Raw genomic sequence first — 16,278 nt, 5'->3', positions numbered from 1 at the left:
ATGTTCGACCTTACGGGCAAAGTTGCGATCGTCACGGGTGGATCGCGGGGGATCGGGCGTGCCGCGTCGGAGGCGCTCGCGGCGCAGGGCGCGCACGTCATCGTCAACTACGTGCGCGGAGAGGCCGAGGCGCGCGCGGTCGTCGACGCGATCACCGCGCGCGGAGGGAAGGCGGAGGCGCTCGGCTTCGACGTCACGGACATGCAGGCGACCGAGGCCGCCATCGCCGAGGCGGCGAAGCGCCTTGGCCGGCTGGACATCCTCGTCGCGAACGCGGGGATTGCGATCGACGGCCTGCTCCTGAGGATCAAGGAGGAAGACCTCGATCGCCTCTTCGCCGTGAACGTCAAGGGTTCGATCGCGTCCGCGCGCGCGGCGACCAAGGTCATGATGCGCGCGCGCACGGGCCGCATCGTCTTCCTCTCCAGCGTCGTGGCGGAGATGGGCAACGTCGGCCAGGCGGCGTATGCCGCGACGAAGGCGGCCCTGCTCGGCGTGACGAAGTCGCTCGCCCGCGAGTACGCGGGGCGCGGCATCACGGTCAACGCCGTGGCGCCCGGGTTCATCGACACCGACATGACGACGACGATCAGCGCGGAGATGAAAGAGGGGCTGACGAAGATGGTCCCGCTCGGGCGCACGGGCCGAGCGGAAGAGGTCGCCGCGGCGATCGCATTCCTATGCTCCGACGAGGCGAGCTACGTGACGGGCGAGACGCTGCGCGTCAACGGCGGGATGTACGTGTGAGAGCGCTGGCTTGAGGGCCCCGGCTGTCAGGCGTCACGCACAGCGGCAAACCAGGCGCACACGAAAAAAGCGGTCGCAGGTAATTCGATGGTGCAACGCTGATGGCGATGGGCTACTAGGGGTTCCGTTTTCCCGGGAGGAATACCATGGCTGAAGGTCGCGACATCACGGCCGAAGTAAAGCGGATCATCAAGGAACAGCTCGACGTCGACGAGAAGGACATCAAGCCTGAGGCGAGTTTCATCGACGATCTGGGCGCCGATTCGCTGGGCCTGGTGGAGCTTGTCCTCGCGTTTGAGGAGGCGTTCGAGATCGACATTCCGGACGAGGACACGGAGAAGATCCGGACTGTCCAGGACGCGATTGACTACATCGAAAGGAATGCCAAGGACAAGAAGTAGCGTCCCCACCGCCCTACCGGACGCGGCGTCACCATGGAGGTGGGTTGGCGCGTGAGCCAGCGAAGGCTCTGCTCTTCGCCGATGCACGCGCTCTCACCTCTGTGGTGGCGCTAGGGCAAGAAGAGCCATGGAACGCGTTGTCATCACCGGTATCGGGCTCGTCACGCCCAATGGCCTCGGCACCCAGGCCACCTGGCAATCTTTGCTGGCTGGTCAGTCTGGTATCGCACCCATCACCCTCTTCGACGCGAGCACGTTTCCTACGCGCTTCGCCGGCGAGGTGAAGGGCTTCGTGCCCGAGGAGTTCATCCCCAAGAAGAAGGTGAAGGAGATGGGCCGCTTCGCCCACCTCTCCATCGCTGCATCGCAGATGTGCATGCAGGACGCGGGGATCGAGCTCACCGACGAGGACCGCGATCAGTGCGGCACGTTCATCGGTGTCGGCCTCGGGGGCCTCGAGTACCTGTTCCAGCACTCGATCACGCTGCACGAGAAGGGGCCTCACAAGGTCAGCCCCTACTTCATCCCGACGGTCATCGCCAACCTCGCCGCAGGGCAGGTTGCGCTGGCGCTCGACCTGCGGGGCGCGAGCTACTGCAACACGAGCGCGTGCTCGTCGAGCGCGCACTCGCTCGGCGAGGCGTTCGAGTGGATCCGCCGAGGTCGCTCGCACGTCATGCTCACGGGCGGCGCGGAGGCGACGATCACCGGCCTTGGCATCGGCGGCTTCTGCGCGATGTTCGCCCTCTCGCGGCGCAACGACGAGCCGCAGCGGGCGAGCCGGCCCTGGGACAAGGGACGCGACGGCTTCGTCTGCTCCGAGGGCGCCGGGTCGCTGCTGCTCGAGTCGCTCTCCCACGCGAAGAAGCGCGGCGCGAAGATCTACGCAGAGGTCGTCGGGTACGGCGCCTCGTGCGACGCGTACCACATCACGAAGCCGGCGCCCGACGGCGCCGGGGCGCAGCGAGCGATGAAGATGGCGCTCGACGACGCCAAGCTCGCGCCGGACGCGATCGACTACATCAACGCTCACGGCACCTCGACCCCGCAGGGGGATATCGAGGAGACCCGGGCGATCCTCAAGACCTTCGGCGATCACGCGGCGTCGAAGCGCCTCTGGGTGAGCTCGACGAAGTCCGCGATGGGCCACCTGCTCGGGGGCGCAGGTGGGGTCGAGGCGGCGCTCTGCGCGCTCGCGCTGCGCCACGGCGCGGTGCCGCCGACGCTCAACCTGGACGATCCGGACCCCGAGTGCGTCCTCGACTACATCCCGTTCACCTCTCGCGAGCGCCGCCTGAAGCACGTGATGTCGAACTCCTTCGGCTTCGGTGGCACCAACGTGTCGCTCGTGTTCTCCCAGTTCGACGGCTGATCGCGCGCCGCGCTGGATGGCTCGATGAAGTGCCCATTTTGCGGCCATCTCGAGGACCGGGTCATCGACTCCCGCGCTGGCGGCGCGGGTGAGGTGATCCGGCGTCGGCGCGAGTGCGCCTCGTGCGAGCGCCGGTTCACGACGTACGAGCGCGTCGAGGACATCCTGCCGACGGTCGTCAAGAAGGACGGTCGGCGCGAGTCGTTCGACCGACAGAAGCTCGTGCGAGGGCTCCGGATCGCATGCAACAAGCGGCCCGTGTCCACCGACCAGATCGAGGCCATCGCCGACGCGATCGAGCGCGAGGCGCAGGAGTCCGAGCGGCGGGAGATCTTGTCGACCGAGCTGGGCGAGCGGGTGATGAACCACCTGCGTACCCTTGATGAGGTCGCCTATGTCCGGTTCGCAAGCGTTTATCGTTCCTTTCGGGACATTGACCAGTTCATGGTCGAGCTTGGCAAGCTTGTGAAGGCCAAGGCGCCCTAGTAGATCCGGCACTTCGATGTCTGCGAAGCCCCCCAGCCCAGATCCCGAGCTCGACGCCGCGATGATGCGCCTCGCCATCGAGGAGGCGCACAAGGCGATGCCGTCGCCGAACCCCCCGGTCGGCGCGGTGGTGCTGAACGCCGCGGGGGAGGTCGTCGCCGTCGCGCACCACGCGCGCGCCGGCGAGGAGCACGCCGAGGGGCTGGCGCTCGCGGCCGCCGGCGACGCGGCGCGCGGAGGGACGCTCTACGTGACGCTGGAGCCCTGCAACCACGAGGGGCGCACGCCGCCCTGCGTGGACGCGGTTCTGAGCGCCGGCATCAAGCGCATCGTCGTCGGCGCGCCCGATCCGAACCCCGCGGTGGTCGGCGGCGGGGCGCAGCGGCTCAGCGACGCCGGGCTCGCCGTGGAGGTCGGCGTCGCCGGCGCCGAGGCGCGGGCGCTGATCGCGCCCTGGACCAAGTTCATCACGACGGGCATCCCCCACATCGCGCTCAAGCTCGCCCTGTCGCTGGACGGCCGCATCGCGACCCGCACAGGCGCCTCGAAGTGGGTCACCGGCCCCGAGGCGCGCGCCAAGGTCCAGGAGCTCCGCTCGCGGCACGACGCGGTGGCGATCGGGATCGGCACGGCGCTCGCCGACGACCCTCGGCTCACCCTGCGCGAGCCTGCGCTCGCGCCCGGGGGGCGGAACCCCATCCGGCTCGTCTTCGACACGCGGCTCAGGCTGCCGCTCCACACGCGCCTCGCCCAGACGGCGCGGGAGGTGCCGACCTGGGTGCTCACGGGCGCCGATGCGCCCGAGGAGGCGGAGCAGGTGCTCGTCGACGCTGGCTGCGTCGTCCTGCGCGCCCCAACCTCGGCCGAGGGCCGGGTCGACGTGACCGCCGCGATGCGCCTCTGCGCCTCGCAGGGGATCGTCTCCATCCTGGTCGAAGGAGGCGCCGAGCTCGCCGGCAGCCTGCTCGCGTCGCGCCTGCCCGACGAGCTGCATGCCTTCGTCGCGCCGATCCTGCTCGGCCCCCGCGGCCGGCCGGGCGCGGTCGACTGGGCGGGCCCGGACACGCCAGGCGACGCGCCCCGGATCGTCGATCCGCGCTGGGAGCTCTGCGGCCGCGACGCGTACGTCAGCGGCCCTCTCGCCTTCCCGGCGCGCAGCTGATCGGGCGCGGCCGGCAGGTCAGCTCGCGGCTTCTGCGCCGCGCTTCTGCATCTTCCGCTGGACGATGCGCTTCTTGAGCGTGCCCATCCGGTCGATCATCAGCACGCCGTCGAGGTGATCGAGCTCATGCTGGATGGCCACGGCGAGCAGGCCGTCGGCCGCGATCTCGAACGTCGCGCCGTCGCGCCCGCGGGCGCGGACGGTGACGCGCTCGGCCCGCTTGATGTCCTCGCTGATGCCAGGGAACGAGAGGCACCCTTCGGGGCCGGTCAGCTGCCCCTCTTGCCGCACGATCTCCGGGTTGATGAACACGAGGAGGTTGCTCGGCTCGTTGTCCGCGGCGATGTCAACGAGGAAGACGCGGTGTGGCTCCCCGATCTGCGTGGCCGCAAGGCCGACGCCGGGCGCCGCGTACATGGTCTCGGCCATGTCGTCGATAAGCTTCGTGATTTCGGGCGTGATGTCCCCGACCGGCTGTGCCTTCTGACGCAGGCGCGGGTCGGGATAGTGGAGGATGGTGCGGATGGCCATGGCTACTGACCATCATAACCTCCGTTCCTAGCTGGCGCCCGTCAAGACGCTCTCAGCTCGCGTGTTGCGTGGATCGCGCGTGGGTCGCGCGTGCTTGGCGCTGGCCACGCTGGCCAGCCTTCGCGCGGACAGCCGCTAGCGATTTCGCCGGAACGAGGTCGACGTATCGACGCTGACCCCGCGGGACTGAAGATCTTCCACGATGTCCGGCACCAGCCCGGAGGGGTGAAACGTCCCCTCGAGCGCGCCGCCGGCGGCCGTCCGCTCGACCACGAACGTGAAGACGTCGCGAATGGCGATCTGCCCGCCCTCCACCGCGAGCTCCGCGATGCGGAGCACCCGGTGGCGACCGTCGCGGAGCAGCGCGATCTCGATCGCGAGGTCGAAGGACGAGGCGAGCCACTCGCGCGCCGTCTCCGGCGTGATCCCGGGGCGGGTCGCGGCGATGTCGGCGGGGAGCCTCGTCACTGCCTGCCGCAGCGTCGGCGCCCGGGAGGCCGCGAGCACGCCGTCCATGCCGCCGCCGATGGCGTCCACGATTTCGGCCGCGACGTGGCCCGAGAACGAGCTCACCACGACCCGCTCGGGCCGGATGCGTACGGCCGCCCGCACGGCCCGGGTGCGTTCGTCCGTCGTGGCCCCGAGCGCGATGGACAGCGTGTTCGGCTGATCGAGGGCGAGCTCGTCCTCCTCCTGGAGCACCACGAACCGGTCGTCTGGCTGCGCCGCGGCAGCGAGCGCGCCGAGCAGCCAGCCCGTCCCGGCGTCCCGCGTCCCGGTGACGAGGAGGTTGCCGCGACCGAGCACGCACTGGGCGAGCAGCCCGGCCATCGCGCGCGAGATCGTCCCGTTGCGCACCAGGTCGTCCAGCGTGACGTCGGGGCGCTGCGGCTTCCGGATCACCAGGGTGGAGGTCGCGGCCGGCGGCAGCACCGCGAACAGGCGGCGCCCCTCCGGCAGGGTCCGCTCGACGAAGCTCGCGCCCGCCTCGATCGGCTGGCCGGCCGCCATGCAGAGCCGGCGGATGGCCCGGCCGACCGCGCGCTCGCTGCTGAACCCGACCTCCGCGATGACGCGCCTGCGCCCGTGCATCGCGATCACGTGGTCGTAGCGGAACACCTGGATCTCGCTCACCTCGGCGTCGTCGAGCAAGCGGTCGAGCGGGCCGAGCGACAGGAGCTCTCGCTGCGCGTCGGCCACGAGCGCCTCGACGTCGACCTCGGGGGGGAGCTCGCCCGCCGCGCGCAGCGCCTCCGCGCCCGCGGCGATCGCCTGCGCGATGCGCTGGGCGAGCGCGCTGTCCGGCGGCGCGCCGCTGTCGAGCGGCGTGAGGTCGAGCGCGTCGGCGAGCCGATCCATGAGGCGCCCGAGCGCCCGGCGGTGCGCCACGGCATGCGCCGAGTCGCCCTGTCCCCGGTCGACCCGATCCGAGACGGGCGGGATGGCGCGCCGGCTCGGGATGGGGACCACGCTCGGATGGACGGCGACGTTCGAGGCGCCCTGCGGCGACACCGCGGCGGTGCTCGTTGCGCTCTGTGCAGGCAGCGGGGTCGCGGTCGCGTACGGGCGCGGCGCCTGGGGGGGCGCGGTGGCGGCGCCGACGGCGCGGCCGTCGCGCGCCGGCGGTGCGGTGGTCATCGCCGGGTGCGCAGGCAGCGGCGGGACGGACGCACCGCCCTGCGAGCCCGGCGTGAGGGGCGGACGAGGCGAGGGGATGCGCGGCGGCCCGGGCATGGGGATGGCCGCGGCCGCGTCGACCGACTCGTCCGGATCGTTCTCGAGGGGGAAGTGGCTGATCACGCCCTGGCTGGTGCGCGACGGCTCGCCCCGCTCGTTGATCAGCGGCAACGGCGCCGACCGGTGCAGCCCCTTCTCGGCGGACGGCGGCGGCCCGCGATCGGGCAGAGGTCCCGGCTCGCCGGACATCTCTTCCGGCGCGCGCGGAGGCGCCGTGCTGTCCGGAGGGGCCGTTCCGGCCGCCGCCGTCTCGATCCGCAGCACGAAGTCGCCGATGTAGATCTTGTCGCCTTCGCGAACGATCGTCGCCTGAGCGATCTTCCGGCCGTTGACGTACGTGCCGTTCGTGCTCTTGAGATCGGTGACGATGAAGCGCCCGTCGCGGAAGAGCAGCCGAGCGTGTCGCTTCGACACGTTGCCCTTCGGCAGCATCAGGTCGTTGCCCTGCACGCGGCCGACGTTGATCTCTGTCCGGTCGAAGGTTTCGCGGCGCTCCGCGCCCCCTTTCTCGCTGATGATCACCGAGAACATCTCGTCGCCTCGCGGGGCCAGGGCGGAGGTGAGACCCGATGCCCTCGCCACGCCATACGAGCAAGCTCGAACAGACATGTCAACGAGATGCCTTCGATTCCTGCTCCAGGGCAGCGAGCGGGCTCGAGCCCGGGACTGCGCCGCCTGCGCCCGCTGAGCGCGCGGGGCGCGCGGGGCGCGCGGGACGCGGCGCAGGGCGAGCGCGCGGGGCGCGGCGCAGGGCGAGCGCGCGATGCCGGTCCGGGGATCGATCCGCCGAGCTGTCGCGCCAGCGCGCGCAGGGGGAACGTCGGCGAACAGGCTGAGCCGGCGCCGCCAGGTGCGCGATGTCCTCCGAGCAGGGCGCCTGCTCCGCCGCGACGCTCGATCGAGGTTCTCGGCAAAGCTCCGCAGGCGCCTGGCCTGCGCTCGGAAAGCGCCCGGAGCGCGCTGCGTCGCTCGCCCCCACGACGCGCGCAGAACGAGGAGCGCGCCCGAGTCGCCGCGCCATTGCGGCGGAGGCCAGGAGATCGCTGCCCGACGTGCGAGGCACGTTGCGTGACATGGCGAAGCCCTCACGGACCACGACGCCCTGCGCGGGCCGAAGGACAAGGTTCTTCGATAAGAGCGCAAATCTTGACGGCTGCGCGAATTCTGCTTCGCACCCCACGGCGCGTCGTCACCGCGCGTGCTCGTGGACTCGCCGTCAGGCTCCGCTGTACGGCGCGAAATCCTCATCGGCGGCTGCTGCAACCGGAGACTGCCGGTGAAGCGGTACTGCCTCGCGCAAGCGCTCGCCGAACCATCATCGCTGCTTGACCTTGGCGCATCGAGCCGTTTACGTTGGCGCCCGCTCGGACCGGGGAGAATCGTCGAAGTCGCCGCGCATGCACATCAACCAGCGGCTGGGCAGCCGCCCTGCGCAAGCTGGATCTGTCTACGAGGGGGGTTTGCTGCATGCAGCCAAGCCCGCATCGGAATCAGGGACCGCAGCCGTGGTCACCTCCCGACTGCCAGCTTGCGCGCCTCGGGTATCGACGAGCTCTGAAGTGGAGGAAATATGGCAGTTGGCAAGGTTAAGTGGTTCAACGACGAGAAGGGTTGGGGCTTCATCAAGCAAGAGACTGGCCCCGACGTCTTCGTTCACTATTCGCAGATCAACGGGGAGGGGCGCCGCCGTCTGTTCGAGGACGAGACCGTTGAATTTGAGATCAAAGAAGGTCCCAAAGGTCTGCAGGCGGTCAACGTGATCCGCGCCACCGCCTGACTTTCCTCCTGACCAGAGCCCCACCGGATTGCCGGCGCAGCGCCTCCGCTGCGCTCGAGTCACGGCATTGCCGAGCCCCGAACATCGCGCGCCCGCCTGGCGGGTCCTGCGTGCGGCGGTTGGATTGCGCGCGGCTCCGGTGGGGCGCTCGGCGGAGCGCCGAGCGCGCGGCGAGCTCATCGCTCGGGGACCGGGACCTCGCGGAACGCGTCTTGACCCGGGACGAAGCGGTGCGACGTGATGCCCCCGATCGTCCCCGCGTCGTCGATCTCGTAGACATTGAACCCGGCCATCCGTTCGTCGCTGTCGTGAAGGAGCGAAGCGCTGGTGGCGCCCACGGCGTCGATGTGACCCCGCTCGGTGTGCAGCTTGCGGTGAATGCGCCGGTGCAGGTGCCCATGCAGCAGCAAGCCGCGGCGCACCTGCCGCAGCAGTAGCCCCTCTGCCGCTGCATCACCCAGGCCTTCCAGCAACGTCTTCGCCCGGCTCGCCGGGTTGTGGAAGGGGTGGTGCTGGAGCACGACCGGCGTTCGCCGCCGCACCTCCGGGTGTTCCAGCGCTCGCTCGAGCGCGCGCAGCTGGGCCGGGCCGAGCCGCCCCGAGGCCACCAGCGGGGGACGCGGCCAGGCGGTAGAGAGGCCGATGATCGCGACGGGCCCGCGCAGGTGCACGAAGGGGAACGCCGAGCCTCCGCCATCGCGGGTGGCACCGCCGTCGTCGCTCCTCCCAGGCGCGTCGAGGACGAGGTCGGAGCGCAGGTACGGCGCGAAGTACTGAGAGAAGCGCTGCGAGCGGTGCGCGCCCTTCGTGTACGCGTCGTGGTTCCCCGGGACGATGCTCACCTGCTCGGGCGGAAGACCGAGAACGCTCTGCAAGAAGTCGCGGACCAGGACGAACTCTCGCTCGAGCGCGAGGTTCGAGACATCGCCGGTGATGACGACGTGGTCCACGCCGAGCCGCCGTATCTCCCGCGCCGCTGCGTGCACCGCGTGCGGCTTGTGGATGGCGTGGCGCCGGAAGCGGAGGTTGAGGTAGCCCGTGAGACGCTTGTTCAGGAGCCGGAACGGGATGGCCCCCTCGAGGGAGAGGAGGTGCAGGTCAGAGAGGTGCGCGATCCTCACGGGCGCAGTATGGGCTCTTCCGGCGCGGCGGCCAACCGCCGCGCGCCTCGGCCTGCGCGACGGCCAACCGCCGCGCGCCTCGATCGCTCGCCGCGCGCGCCTCGGATCGAGCGTCGCCCGCCCGCGGCTCAGGCGTCGCGCGCGCAGCGGAAGCCGCGCCACGCGCGGCGGCTGGTCGGCGAGTCGTGCCCCCGCGCGGCGCCACGCAGCCAGGGCCGACCCAGGATGTAGCTGCCGCCGCGCAGCACGCGCTCCTCCCCCATGTCGGGCCCACGCGGGTTCTTCGCGCTGCCGCTTGGATACTCGGGATGGTAGTAGTCGGCGACCCACTCCTCGACGTTGCCGGCGAGGTCGTCGATGCCGTCGGGGGTGCGGCCGGCCACGAGCGAGCCGACGGGCGCGAGCTCGAGGAAGCCGTCGCCGTCGTCGAGCTCGTCGAACGACAGCCTCCCGTGGTTCGCGTGGAACGGGTTGTAGACATGGCCCCAGGGGTAGCGCCGCCCTGCCACGCCCCGCGCCGCCCGCTCCCATTCGGCCTCGGTCGGCAGGCGACCGCCGGCCCAGACGCAGTAGCGCTGCGCGTCGCTCCACGAGACGAGCACCACCGGAACCTCGGGCCGATCGAACCGCTGGCCGCCGGAGGCATACGGAGGTTCGGCGCAGACGCCGGCCGAGACGCACCGGCGGTAGCTCGCGACGGTCACCTCGGTTCGGTCGATCCAGAAATCCGACAGGTACACCTCATGGGGCACGAGCTCGTTCGCGAAGCTCGCCTCGGTCTCGTCGACGCACAGCTCACCGGCCGGCTCGAGCTTGCACAGCGTCACCGCGTGCGCGATCTCGACCTCGCTCGATCCCATCGTGAAGCTCCCCGCGCGCACGAGGACGGCGGGCGGACCGGGCGCGCGCAGCGCGACGACGCTCGCGGGCTCGCCCGCGGCGGCCGCCGAGAGCGCGGCCCCCGCGCGCGCCGGGAGGCGCGGGGCGCGCCGCGCGCGGGGCGGTGGAGCGGCCACGCCGGCCAGGGAGAACGCGACGAGCGAGGCCACCGTGGCCAGCGTGAAGAGGGCCGCCGGACGCATGTCGGAGACGTAGCATGCTCCAGCCTCGCGGACCGTTTCCGCCTCTTCCGACTTCGCTCGAGGCGGCGTTGGTCGTCTCGGACGTCATGACCGCAGCGGGCCGCCTGGTCGAGCGTTCGACCCTGCGCCGCGCGGCGCACTTTTGCGGCGCGTCGCGCGACGCGCGGCGAAGGCGCACCGCGCTGCGCGCCGCAAAAGTGCGCTGCGCGCCGAGGAGCGATAGACTCGAGGGGCTCGATGTCAACCCTTATGGACAACGCGAACACGGTGAGCGCGGAGGTCGACGCCGCGGTGATCGAAGCGCTGCATGAGGCGCTCGAGAGCGGAGAGCTCGTGCTCTTCGTCGGGGGAGGCATCTCGGCCGCGGCCGGGCTGCCGACGTGGCGTCAGCTCGTCGACCTGCTCGTCGAGAGGGTGCGCGAGCAGACCGGCGACGAGGTCGCGATCGCCGAGGTCGCGGCCCTCGCGCGATCGCAGCGCTACAGCGAGGCGCTGGGCGCGGCGGAGCAGGCGCTCGGCCCAGCGGAGTTCAACGCGTTCGTCGAGGATGCGCTCGACGACGAGGGGCTCGATCCGCCGCGGATCGCGATCGCGATCGCCGCGCTGCGAGACAAGCTGCGCGCCGTGCTCACCACGAACCTGAACCACCTGCTCGAGCGCGCCTTCGGCGTCGAGTGGGACGCCATGTGGCGCGTCACCGACGAGGTCGCGTGGCGGCGGCGGTTCATCCTCAAGCTGCACGGCACGCTGAAGGAGCCGCGCAGCTGGGTGTTCGCGCGCGAGCGCTTCCTCGCGTCGATCGCGCCGCCCGACGTGCGCAAGTCGCTCACGACCGTGCTCTCGCGGTGCCCCGTGCTCTTCATCGGCTTCGGGCGCGCCGACGGCAACTTCGACGAGATGCTGGCGGACATCCACGCGCTCTCGGGCGCCTCGCCGCCGCCCCGCTTCGTCATCGCCCCGGGCTCGAGCCTGACGCCGCTCCGCCGCAAGGCGCTCGCGGACATGGGGATCCTGCTCCTGCCCTACGACACCCCCGACGGCAGCCACGACCGGGTGCTCGCGATCCTCGAGCGCACGTGCGCTCCCCGGCCGCGCGCGATCACGTCGCGCGGTCGCTCGATCGTTCCGCCCCCGATCCCCGATCTCGAGCTCCCGCCCTCGTCGTCGTCGCCGCTCGGCCCGCTGCACGACCTCCCGCCGGACTCGGCCGCGTACGACGACACGGCCGCGATGACGGGGGCGCTCGAGGCGTCGCGGCGCGAGCGCGTCTCCGAGCCCCCGGCGAGCCCGATCGAGGTGTTCTTCTCGTACTCGGAGAGCAACCGCGAGCTGCGCGACAAGCTCGAGACGCACCTCGCCATCCTCAAGCGGAAGGGCGTCATCCGCGGCTGGCACGACGGCGAGATCGGCGCTGGCGAGGAGCGCGACACGGCGCTGGCCGAGCACCTCGAGACCGCGAAGGTCATCCTCCTGCTCATCAGCGCGGACTTCCTCGCGTCGGACTTCTGCTACGACGTCGAGATGCAGAAGGCGATCGCGCGCCACGAACGGGGTGAGGCGCGCGTCATCCCCGTCATCCTCGACGCCTGCGACTGGGAGGGCGCGCCCTTCGGCAGGCTGGCCAGCTTGCCGCGGGGCGGGCGCCCGGTGACGAGCTGGGTCAACCAGAGCGAGGCGTTCACCGACATCGCAAAGGGCATCCGAAAGCAGGTCGAGCAGCTCACCCAAAACCCCTCCTGAGCTCACCGAGCGCCGGCGCCCAGCCGGTGAGCCATTCAGAGGTGCCACCGCCGCCCGGGATCTGGAGCGTCCCCGCGTCGACCAGCCGGAACCTGGCCGCGCGCGACGATCTGCTCGCCGAGATCGGCGCCGCGCTCGCCAGGCGCGGCGTGGCGCCGCTCTGCGGGCTCGGCGGCACCGGCAAGACCAAGCTCGCGATCGAGTACGCGTACCGCAACGCCGGCGCCTACGACACCGTCTTCCTGATCGACGGTCAGAGCCAGGCGACGATGGACGCCTCCTTCGTCACGCTCGCCGCGGAGATGAGGCTGCCCGAGCACGAGCAGCTGGATCCCGCTCGCGCGGTCGGCGTGGTGCGCAGCAAGCTCGGGCGCCGCGGTCGCTGGCTCCTCCTCTTCGATGGCGTGCGCGACCCGATCGAGGTCGAGCCCTACATCCCGAGCGTCTCCCACGGCGGCCACATCCTCACGACGTCGCAGAACCCTATCTGGCGCGGTCTCACGACGGTGAACGTCCGTGGCATCGAGCGCGCCGAGTCGGTGCGCTTCCTGCTCCAGCGCACGGGCGAGACCGACGCGGAGTCGGCCGACGCGCTCGCAGAGGAGCTCGGCGATCTGCCGCTCGCCCTGGCGCAGGCCGGCGCTTACATCGAGGAGACCGGACGCCCTCTCGCGGAGTACCTCGCCCTGTTCCGGCAGCGGCCGGCCGCGCTCCTGGAGCGCCCCGTCAGCTTCCCGGTGACGGTCGCGACCGCCTGGGAGAGCTCGCTCGCGGCCGTGTTCAGCCACCAGGCAGCGGCGGAGCTCCTCAGCTTGTGCTCGTTCCTGCCGATGGACGCGATCCCTCGGCGGTCGCTCAGCGAATACGACCCGCTCGCGCTCGACGACGCCATCGCGATGCTGCGGCTGCACTCGCTGATCGAGGTGCGGCCGCACGCGCTCAGCGTCCACCGCCTCGTGAAGATCGTCGTCCGCAACCAGTTGCGGCGGGACGATCGGCGGCGATGGATGGAAGCGGCGCGCCGCATCGTTCAGGCTTCCGGCCGGATCTCCCCGAGCACGGAAGAGGAGCGCGAAGGTAGGACGGAGCCGGAGTCGGGGTAAGGCAAGCCCCCCACGAGACGATGGAGGTTCGACCCGCATGTATCCGCCTGGAGCGTCAACTACCGTCTCTTCCTGGGTCTTTTCCGACCGCGTATTCTCGTTGCGCGTCAGGTCCGTCGTGAGACTTTAAGGCCCGCGAGAGGAACTATGGTTGCCTTGGCGACGAGCCCCGCCGATGTGTTCTTCTCCTACTCTCCGAGGGACGAGGACCTGCGGCCCAAGATCGAGACCCACCTCGACGCGCTGAAACGGCAGGGGGTCATCCGGAATTACCAGGGCTTCGCGCTCGGCGGAGGGAGGGAGCGGCGAGAGGCGACCGCGGCGAGGCTGCGCGAGGCGCGGGTCGTGCTGCTGCTCGTGAGCGCGGATTTCCTCTCCACCGACGCGTGGCTCTCTCCGGAGATGCGAGAGGCGATCGGCCGCCACGAGGCCGGCGAGTGCCGGGTCATCCCCGTGATCCTGCGGCCCTGCGCCTGGGAGAAGACGCTGCTCGGCGCGCTGCAGCCGCTGCCGAGCCGCGCGCGGCCCGTGACGAGCTACCCCAACCAGAGCGAGGCGTTCACGGAGATCGCGAAGGGGATCCGGAGCGCCGTCCGCGAGACGGAGCCGCCGACGCAGCGGCCAACCGCTCGACGGCCGTCGAGCTCGCCCGACGCGGAGCCTCACATCAAGAAGCTGCCGCCGCGGAACCCGGGCTTCACCGGGCGCGACCAGCTCCTGAGCGAGCTGCGGAGCACGCTCACCACGGGGGGGCCCGCTGCGCTCACGCAGTCCATCAGCGGCCTCGGCGGTGTCGGCAAGACGCAGCTCGTCGCCGAGTACGCGCACCGGTACGCGAGCCAGTACAGCGTCGTCTGGTGGATCCGCGCCGAGGAGCCGGCCACGGCGGCCGAGGACTTCGCGCGCCTCGCCGCGGCCCTCGACCTGCCAGAACAGAACGAGGCCGACCAGCGGATCGCGATCGAGGCGGCCCGGTCGTGGCTGTCGCGCAACGACAGGTGGCTCCTCATCTTCGACAACGTGAACGATCCGCAGGACGTCGCCCCGTACCTGCCGCACCCGCGCACCGGGCACATCCTCATCACCTCGCGCAACCCGAGCTTCCGCGGCATCGCCACCCCGCTCACCGTGCCGGCGCTCGATCGCGCCGACTCGGTGAAGTTCCTGCTCGATCGGACCGGGCAGAGCGACGCGCGCGCCGCGGAGAAGCTCGCCGAGACGCTCGGGGATCTCCCCCTCGCGCTGGTGCAGGCGGCGGCGACCATCAAGGAGACGGGATCGTCCATCGCGACCTACCACGCCGCCTTCGGTGATCACCAGCGCGGGCTCCTGCTCCGCGGCATGCCGATGGACTACCCGACGCCGATCGCCACGACCTGGGGCCTCGCGTTCCAGGAGGCGCAGCGCTTCTCGCCCGTCGCGGTCGACCTCTTGAGCCTGTGCGCGTACCTGGCGCCCGACGACATCCCGCGCGAGGGCCTCGCCGACGCCGCGCCGCACCTGCCGGCGGCGCTCGCGGAGGCGCTGAGCGATCCGCTGATGCTCGACGAGGCGGTCGCCGCGCTCCGCCGCTACTCGTTCATCGACGTGCACGAAGGCGCGCTCTCCGTGCACCGGCTCGTCCAGGCGGTGGTCCGCGATCGCCTCTCGCCCGAGGACCGGAAGGTGTGGGCCGAGGCGGCGGTCCGGCTCGTCGATCACGCGTTCCCTGAGAGCAGCGACGAGGTGGAGACGTGGCCCTTCTGCGCCCGATGGCTGCCGCACGCGCTCGCCGCGGCGAGCCAGGCCGAGGCGCACGACGTCGCGCGGGAGGTGCGCGGGCGGCTCCTCGCCCGGTTCGCCGTCTACCTGCAGGGGCGCGCCGCGTTCGCGGAGGCGAAGGGGTACCTGGAGCGGGCGCTCGCGCTCCACGAGGCGGTGTTCGGCCACGACGATCCGAAGGTCGCGGCCGTGCTGCGCAGCCTCGGCAGCGTCCTCCACGACCTCGGCGATCTCGGCGGCGCGCGGGCACACCTGGAGCGCGCGCTGGCGATCGACATCGCGAGCTTCGGCCCCGATCACCCGGACGTCGCGCGCGACGTGAACGACCTCGGCAGCGTGCTCATGGATCAGGGCGATCTGCCGGGCGCCCGCAAGCACCTGGAGCGCGCCCTCGCCATCGACGAGGCGACGTACGGCCCCGACGATCCGAGCGTCGCGATACGACTCAACAACCTGGGCGCGCTCTTCCGCGACCTCGGCGACTTCGCGGGCGCGCGCGTGCACCTCGAGCGGGCGCTCGCGATCGACATCCGCGCCTACGGTCCGGATCACCCGACGGTCGCGATCGGGCGCACGAACCTCGGTCGCCTGCTCCACGATCTCGGCGACCTCAAGGGTGCGCGCGAGCAGTTCGAGGAGGCGCTCAAGATCGATGAGCACAGCTACGGCCTCTACCACCCGCGCTTCGCGCACGCGCTGAACAACCGCGGGCGCGTGCTGCGCGATCTCGGTGACCTGGCCGGGGCGCGCGCCGACTTCGAGCGGGCGCTCGCGATCGTCGAGGACACCTACGGTCCGGATCACCCGGACGTGGCGCGGGACATCAACAACCTCGGCAGCGTGCTGCGCGACCTCGGCGACCTCGAGGGCGCGCGCGCGAACTTCGCGCGCGTGCTGAAGATCGCCGAGGCGACCTACGGCCCGGACCACCCGGCGGTGGCGATCGGCTGCAACAACCTCGGCAGCGTGCTGCAAGCGCTCGGCGAGCTGCCCGGGGCGCGCGAGCAGCTGGAGCGCGCGCTCGGCATCGCGCAAGCCACGTACGGTCCGGACCACCCGGTCGTGGCGAGCATCGTGAACAACCTCGGGCGCGTCTTGCAGGCGCTCGGCGATCTGTCGGGCGCGTGGCAGCAGATCGAGCGCGCCGTGGCGATCGCCACGAAGGCGCTCGGGCCGTCGCACCCGTCCGTGCAGATCTTCTCGCGGAACCTCGCGCGCCTCGGCGACGCCCTGGAGAGCAGCGCCGAGGCGACCTGAG

Annotated in this window: 13 protein-coding genes; 9 read left to right on the top strand and 4 right to left on the bottom strand. The window is 71.3% G+C overall.

Annotated features, from left to right (window positions below; translation table 11 throughout):
* From fabG to ribD, 5 genes are all read left to right on the top strand, one after another.
* Positions 1–747 carry a 3-oxoacyl-ACP reductase FabG gene (gene fabG, locus WMF27_RS19100; protein ID WP_437767456.1) on the top strand — a complete coding sequence of 249 codons (747 nt, stop codon included), beginning with the start codon at positions 1–3 and terminating at the stop codon, positions 745–747.
* A 146-nt stretch (positions 748–893) separates the two neighbouring features.
* Positions 894–1,148 carry an acyl carrier protein gene (gene acpP / locus WMF27_RS19095; protein WP_012236444.1) on the top strand — a complete coding sequence of 85 codons (255 nt, stop codon included), beginning with the start codon at positions 894–896 and terminating at the stop codon, positions 1,146–1,148.
* 127 nt (positions 1,149–1,275) lie between these two features.
* Positions 1,276–2,520, top strand: coding sequence for a beta-ketoacyl-ACP synthase II (gene fabF / locus WMF27_RS19090; protein WP_437767457.1), 1,245 nt, complete (start codon positions 1,276–1,278; stop codon positions 2,518–2,520).
* A 24-nt stretch (positions 2,521–2,544) separates the two neighbouring features.
* Entirely contained in the window at positions 2,545–3,006 is a 462-nt protein-coding gene (gene nrdR, locus WMF27_RS19085) for a transcriptional regulator NrdR (RefSeq protein WP_012236442.1), read from the top strand.
* A 16-nt stretch (positions 3,007–3,022) separates the two neighbouring features.
* Positions 3,023–4,168, top strand: coding sequence for a bifunctional diaminohydroxyphosphoribosylaminopyrimidine deaminase/5-amino-6-(5-phosphoribosylamino)uracil reductase RibD (gene ribD, locus WMF27_RS19080; protein WP_437767458.1), 1,146 nt, complete (start codon positions 3,023–3,025; stop codon positions 4,166–4,168).
* 18 nt (positions 4,169–4,186) lie between these two features.
* Here the strand turns inward: ribD and def are convergent, their stop codons facing one another.
* Positions 4,187–4,699, bottom strand: a complete 513-nt coding sequence (gene def / locus WMF27_RS19075) for a peptide deformylase (protein WP_437300843.1) — start codon at positions 4,697–4,699, stop codon at positions 4,187–4,189.
* A 135-nt stretch (positions 4,700–4,834) separates the two neighbouring features.
* Complete coding sequence (locus WMF27_RS19070; protein WP_437767459.1) at positions 4,835–7,045, bottom strand: ATPase, T2SS/T4P/T4SS family; 2,211 nt, start codon at positions 7,043–7,045, stop codon at positions 4,835–4,837.
* A gap of 961 nt (positions 7,046–8,006) precedes the next feature.
* On the opposite strand from WMF27_RS19070, the gene WMF27_RS19065 reads away from it, so the two are divergent.
* Entirely contained in the window at positions 8,007–8,213 is a 207-nt protein-coding gene (locus tag WMF27_RS19065; protein WP_012236438.1) for a cold-shock protein, read from the top strand.
* A gap of 176 nt (positions 8,214–8,389) precedes the next feature.
* Here WMF27_RS19065 and WMF27_RS19060 read toward each other — a convergent pair whose 3' ends face one another.
* On the bottom strand, positions 8,390–9,334 hold the full coding sequence (locus tag WMF27_RS19060; RefSeq protein ID WP_437767460.1) for a metallophosphoesterase family protein: 945 nt from the start codon (positions 9,332–9,334) through the stop codon (positions 8,390–8,392).
* Positions 9,335–9,462: 128 nt separating this feature from the next.
* The gene (locus WMF27_RS19055) at positions 9,463–10,416 is read right to left on the bottom strand and encodes a formylglycine-generating enzyme family protein (protein WP_437767461.1); all 954 of its coding nucleotides are present in this window, start codon (positions 10,414–10,416) and stop codon (positions 9,463–9,465) included.
* Positions 10,417–10,653: 237 nt separating this feature from the next.
* On the opposite strand from WMF27_RS19055, the gene WMF27_RS19050 reads away from it, so the two are divergent.
* From WMF27_RS19050 to fxsT, 3 genes are all read left to right on the top strand, one after another.
* Positions 10,654–12,156, top strand: a complete 1,503-nt coding sequence (locus tag WMF27_RS19050) for an SIR2 family protein (protein ID WP_437767462.1) — start codon at positions 10,654–10,656, stop codon at positions 12,154–12,156.
* 26 nt (positions 12,157–12,182) lie between these two features.
* Positions 12,183–13,259, top strand: coding sequence for an ATP/GTP-binding protein (locus WMF27_RS19045; RefSeq protein ID WP_437767463.1), 1,077 nt, complete (start codon positions 12,183–12,185; stop codon positions 13,257–13,259).
* 147 nt (positions 13,260–13,406) lie between these two features.
* Positions 13,407–16,277, top strand: a complete 2,871-nt coding sequence (fxsT, locus tag WMF27_RS19040) for an FxSxx-COOH system tetratricopeptide repeat protein (RefSeq protein ID WP_437767464.1) — start codon at positions 13,407–13,409, stop codon at positions 16,275–16,277.
* The last annotated feature ends 1 nt before the right edge of the window (position 16,278 follow it).

It is taken from the genome of Sorangium sp. So ce281 (assembly GCF_051527395.1).
GTDB lineage: Bacteria > Myxococcota_A > Polyangia > Polyangiales > Polyangiaceae > Sorangium > Sorangium cellulosum_B.
This window is presented reverse-complemented; position numbering and strand designations above follow the sequence as displayed.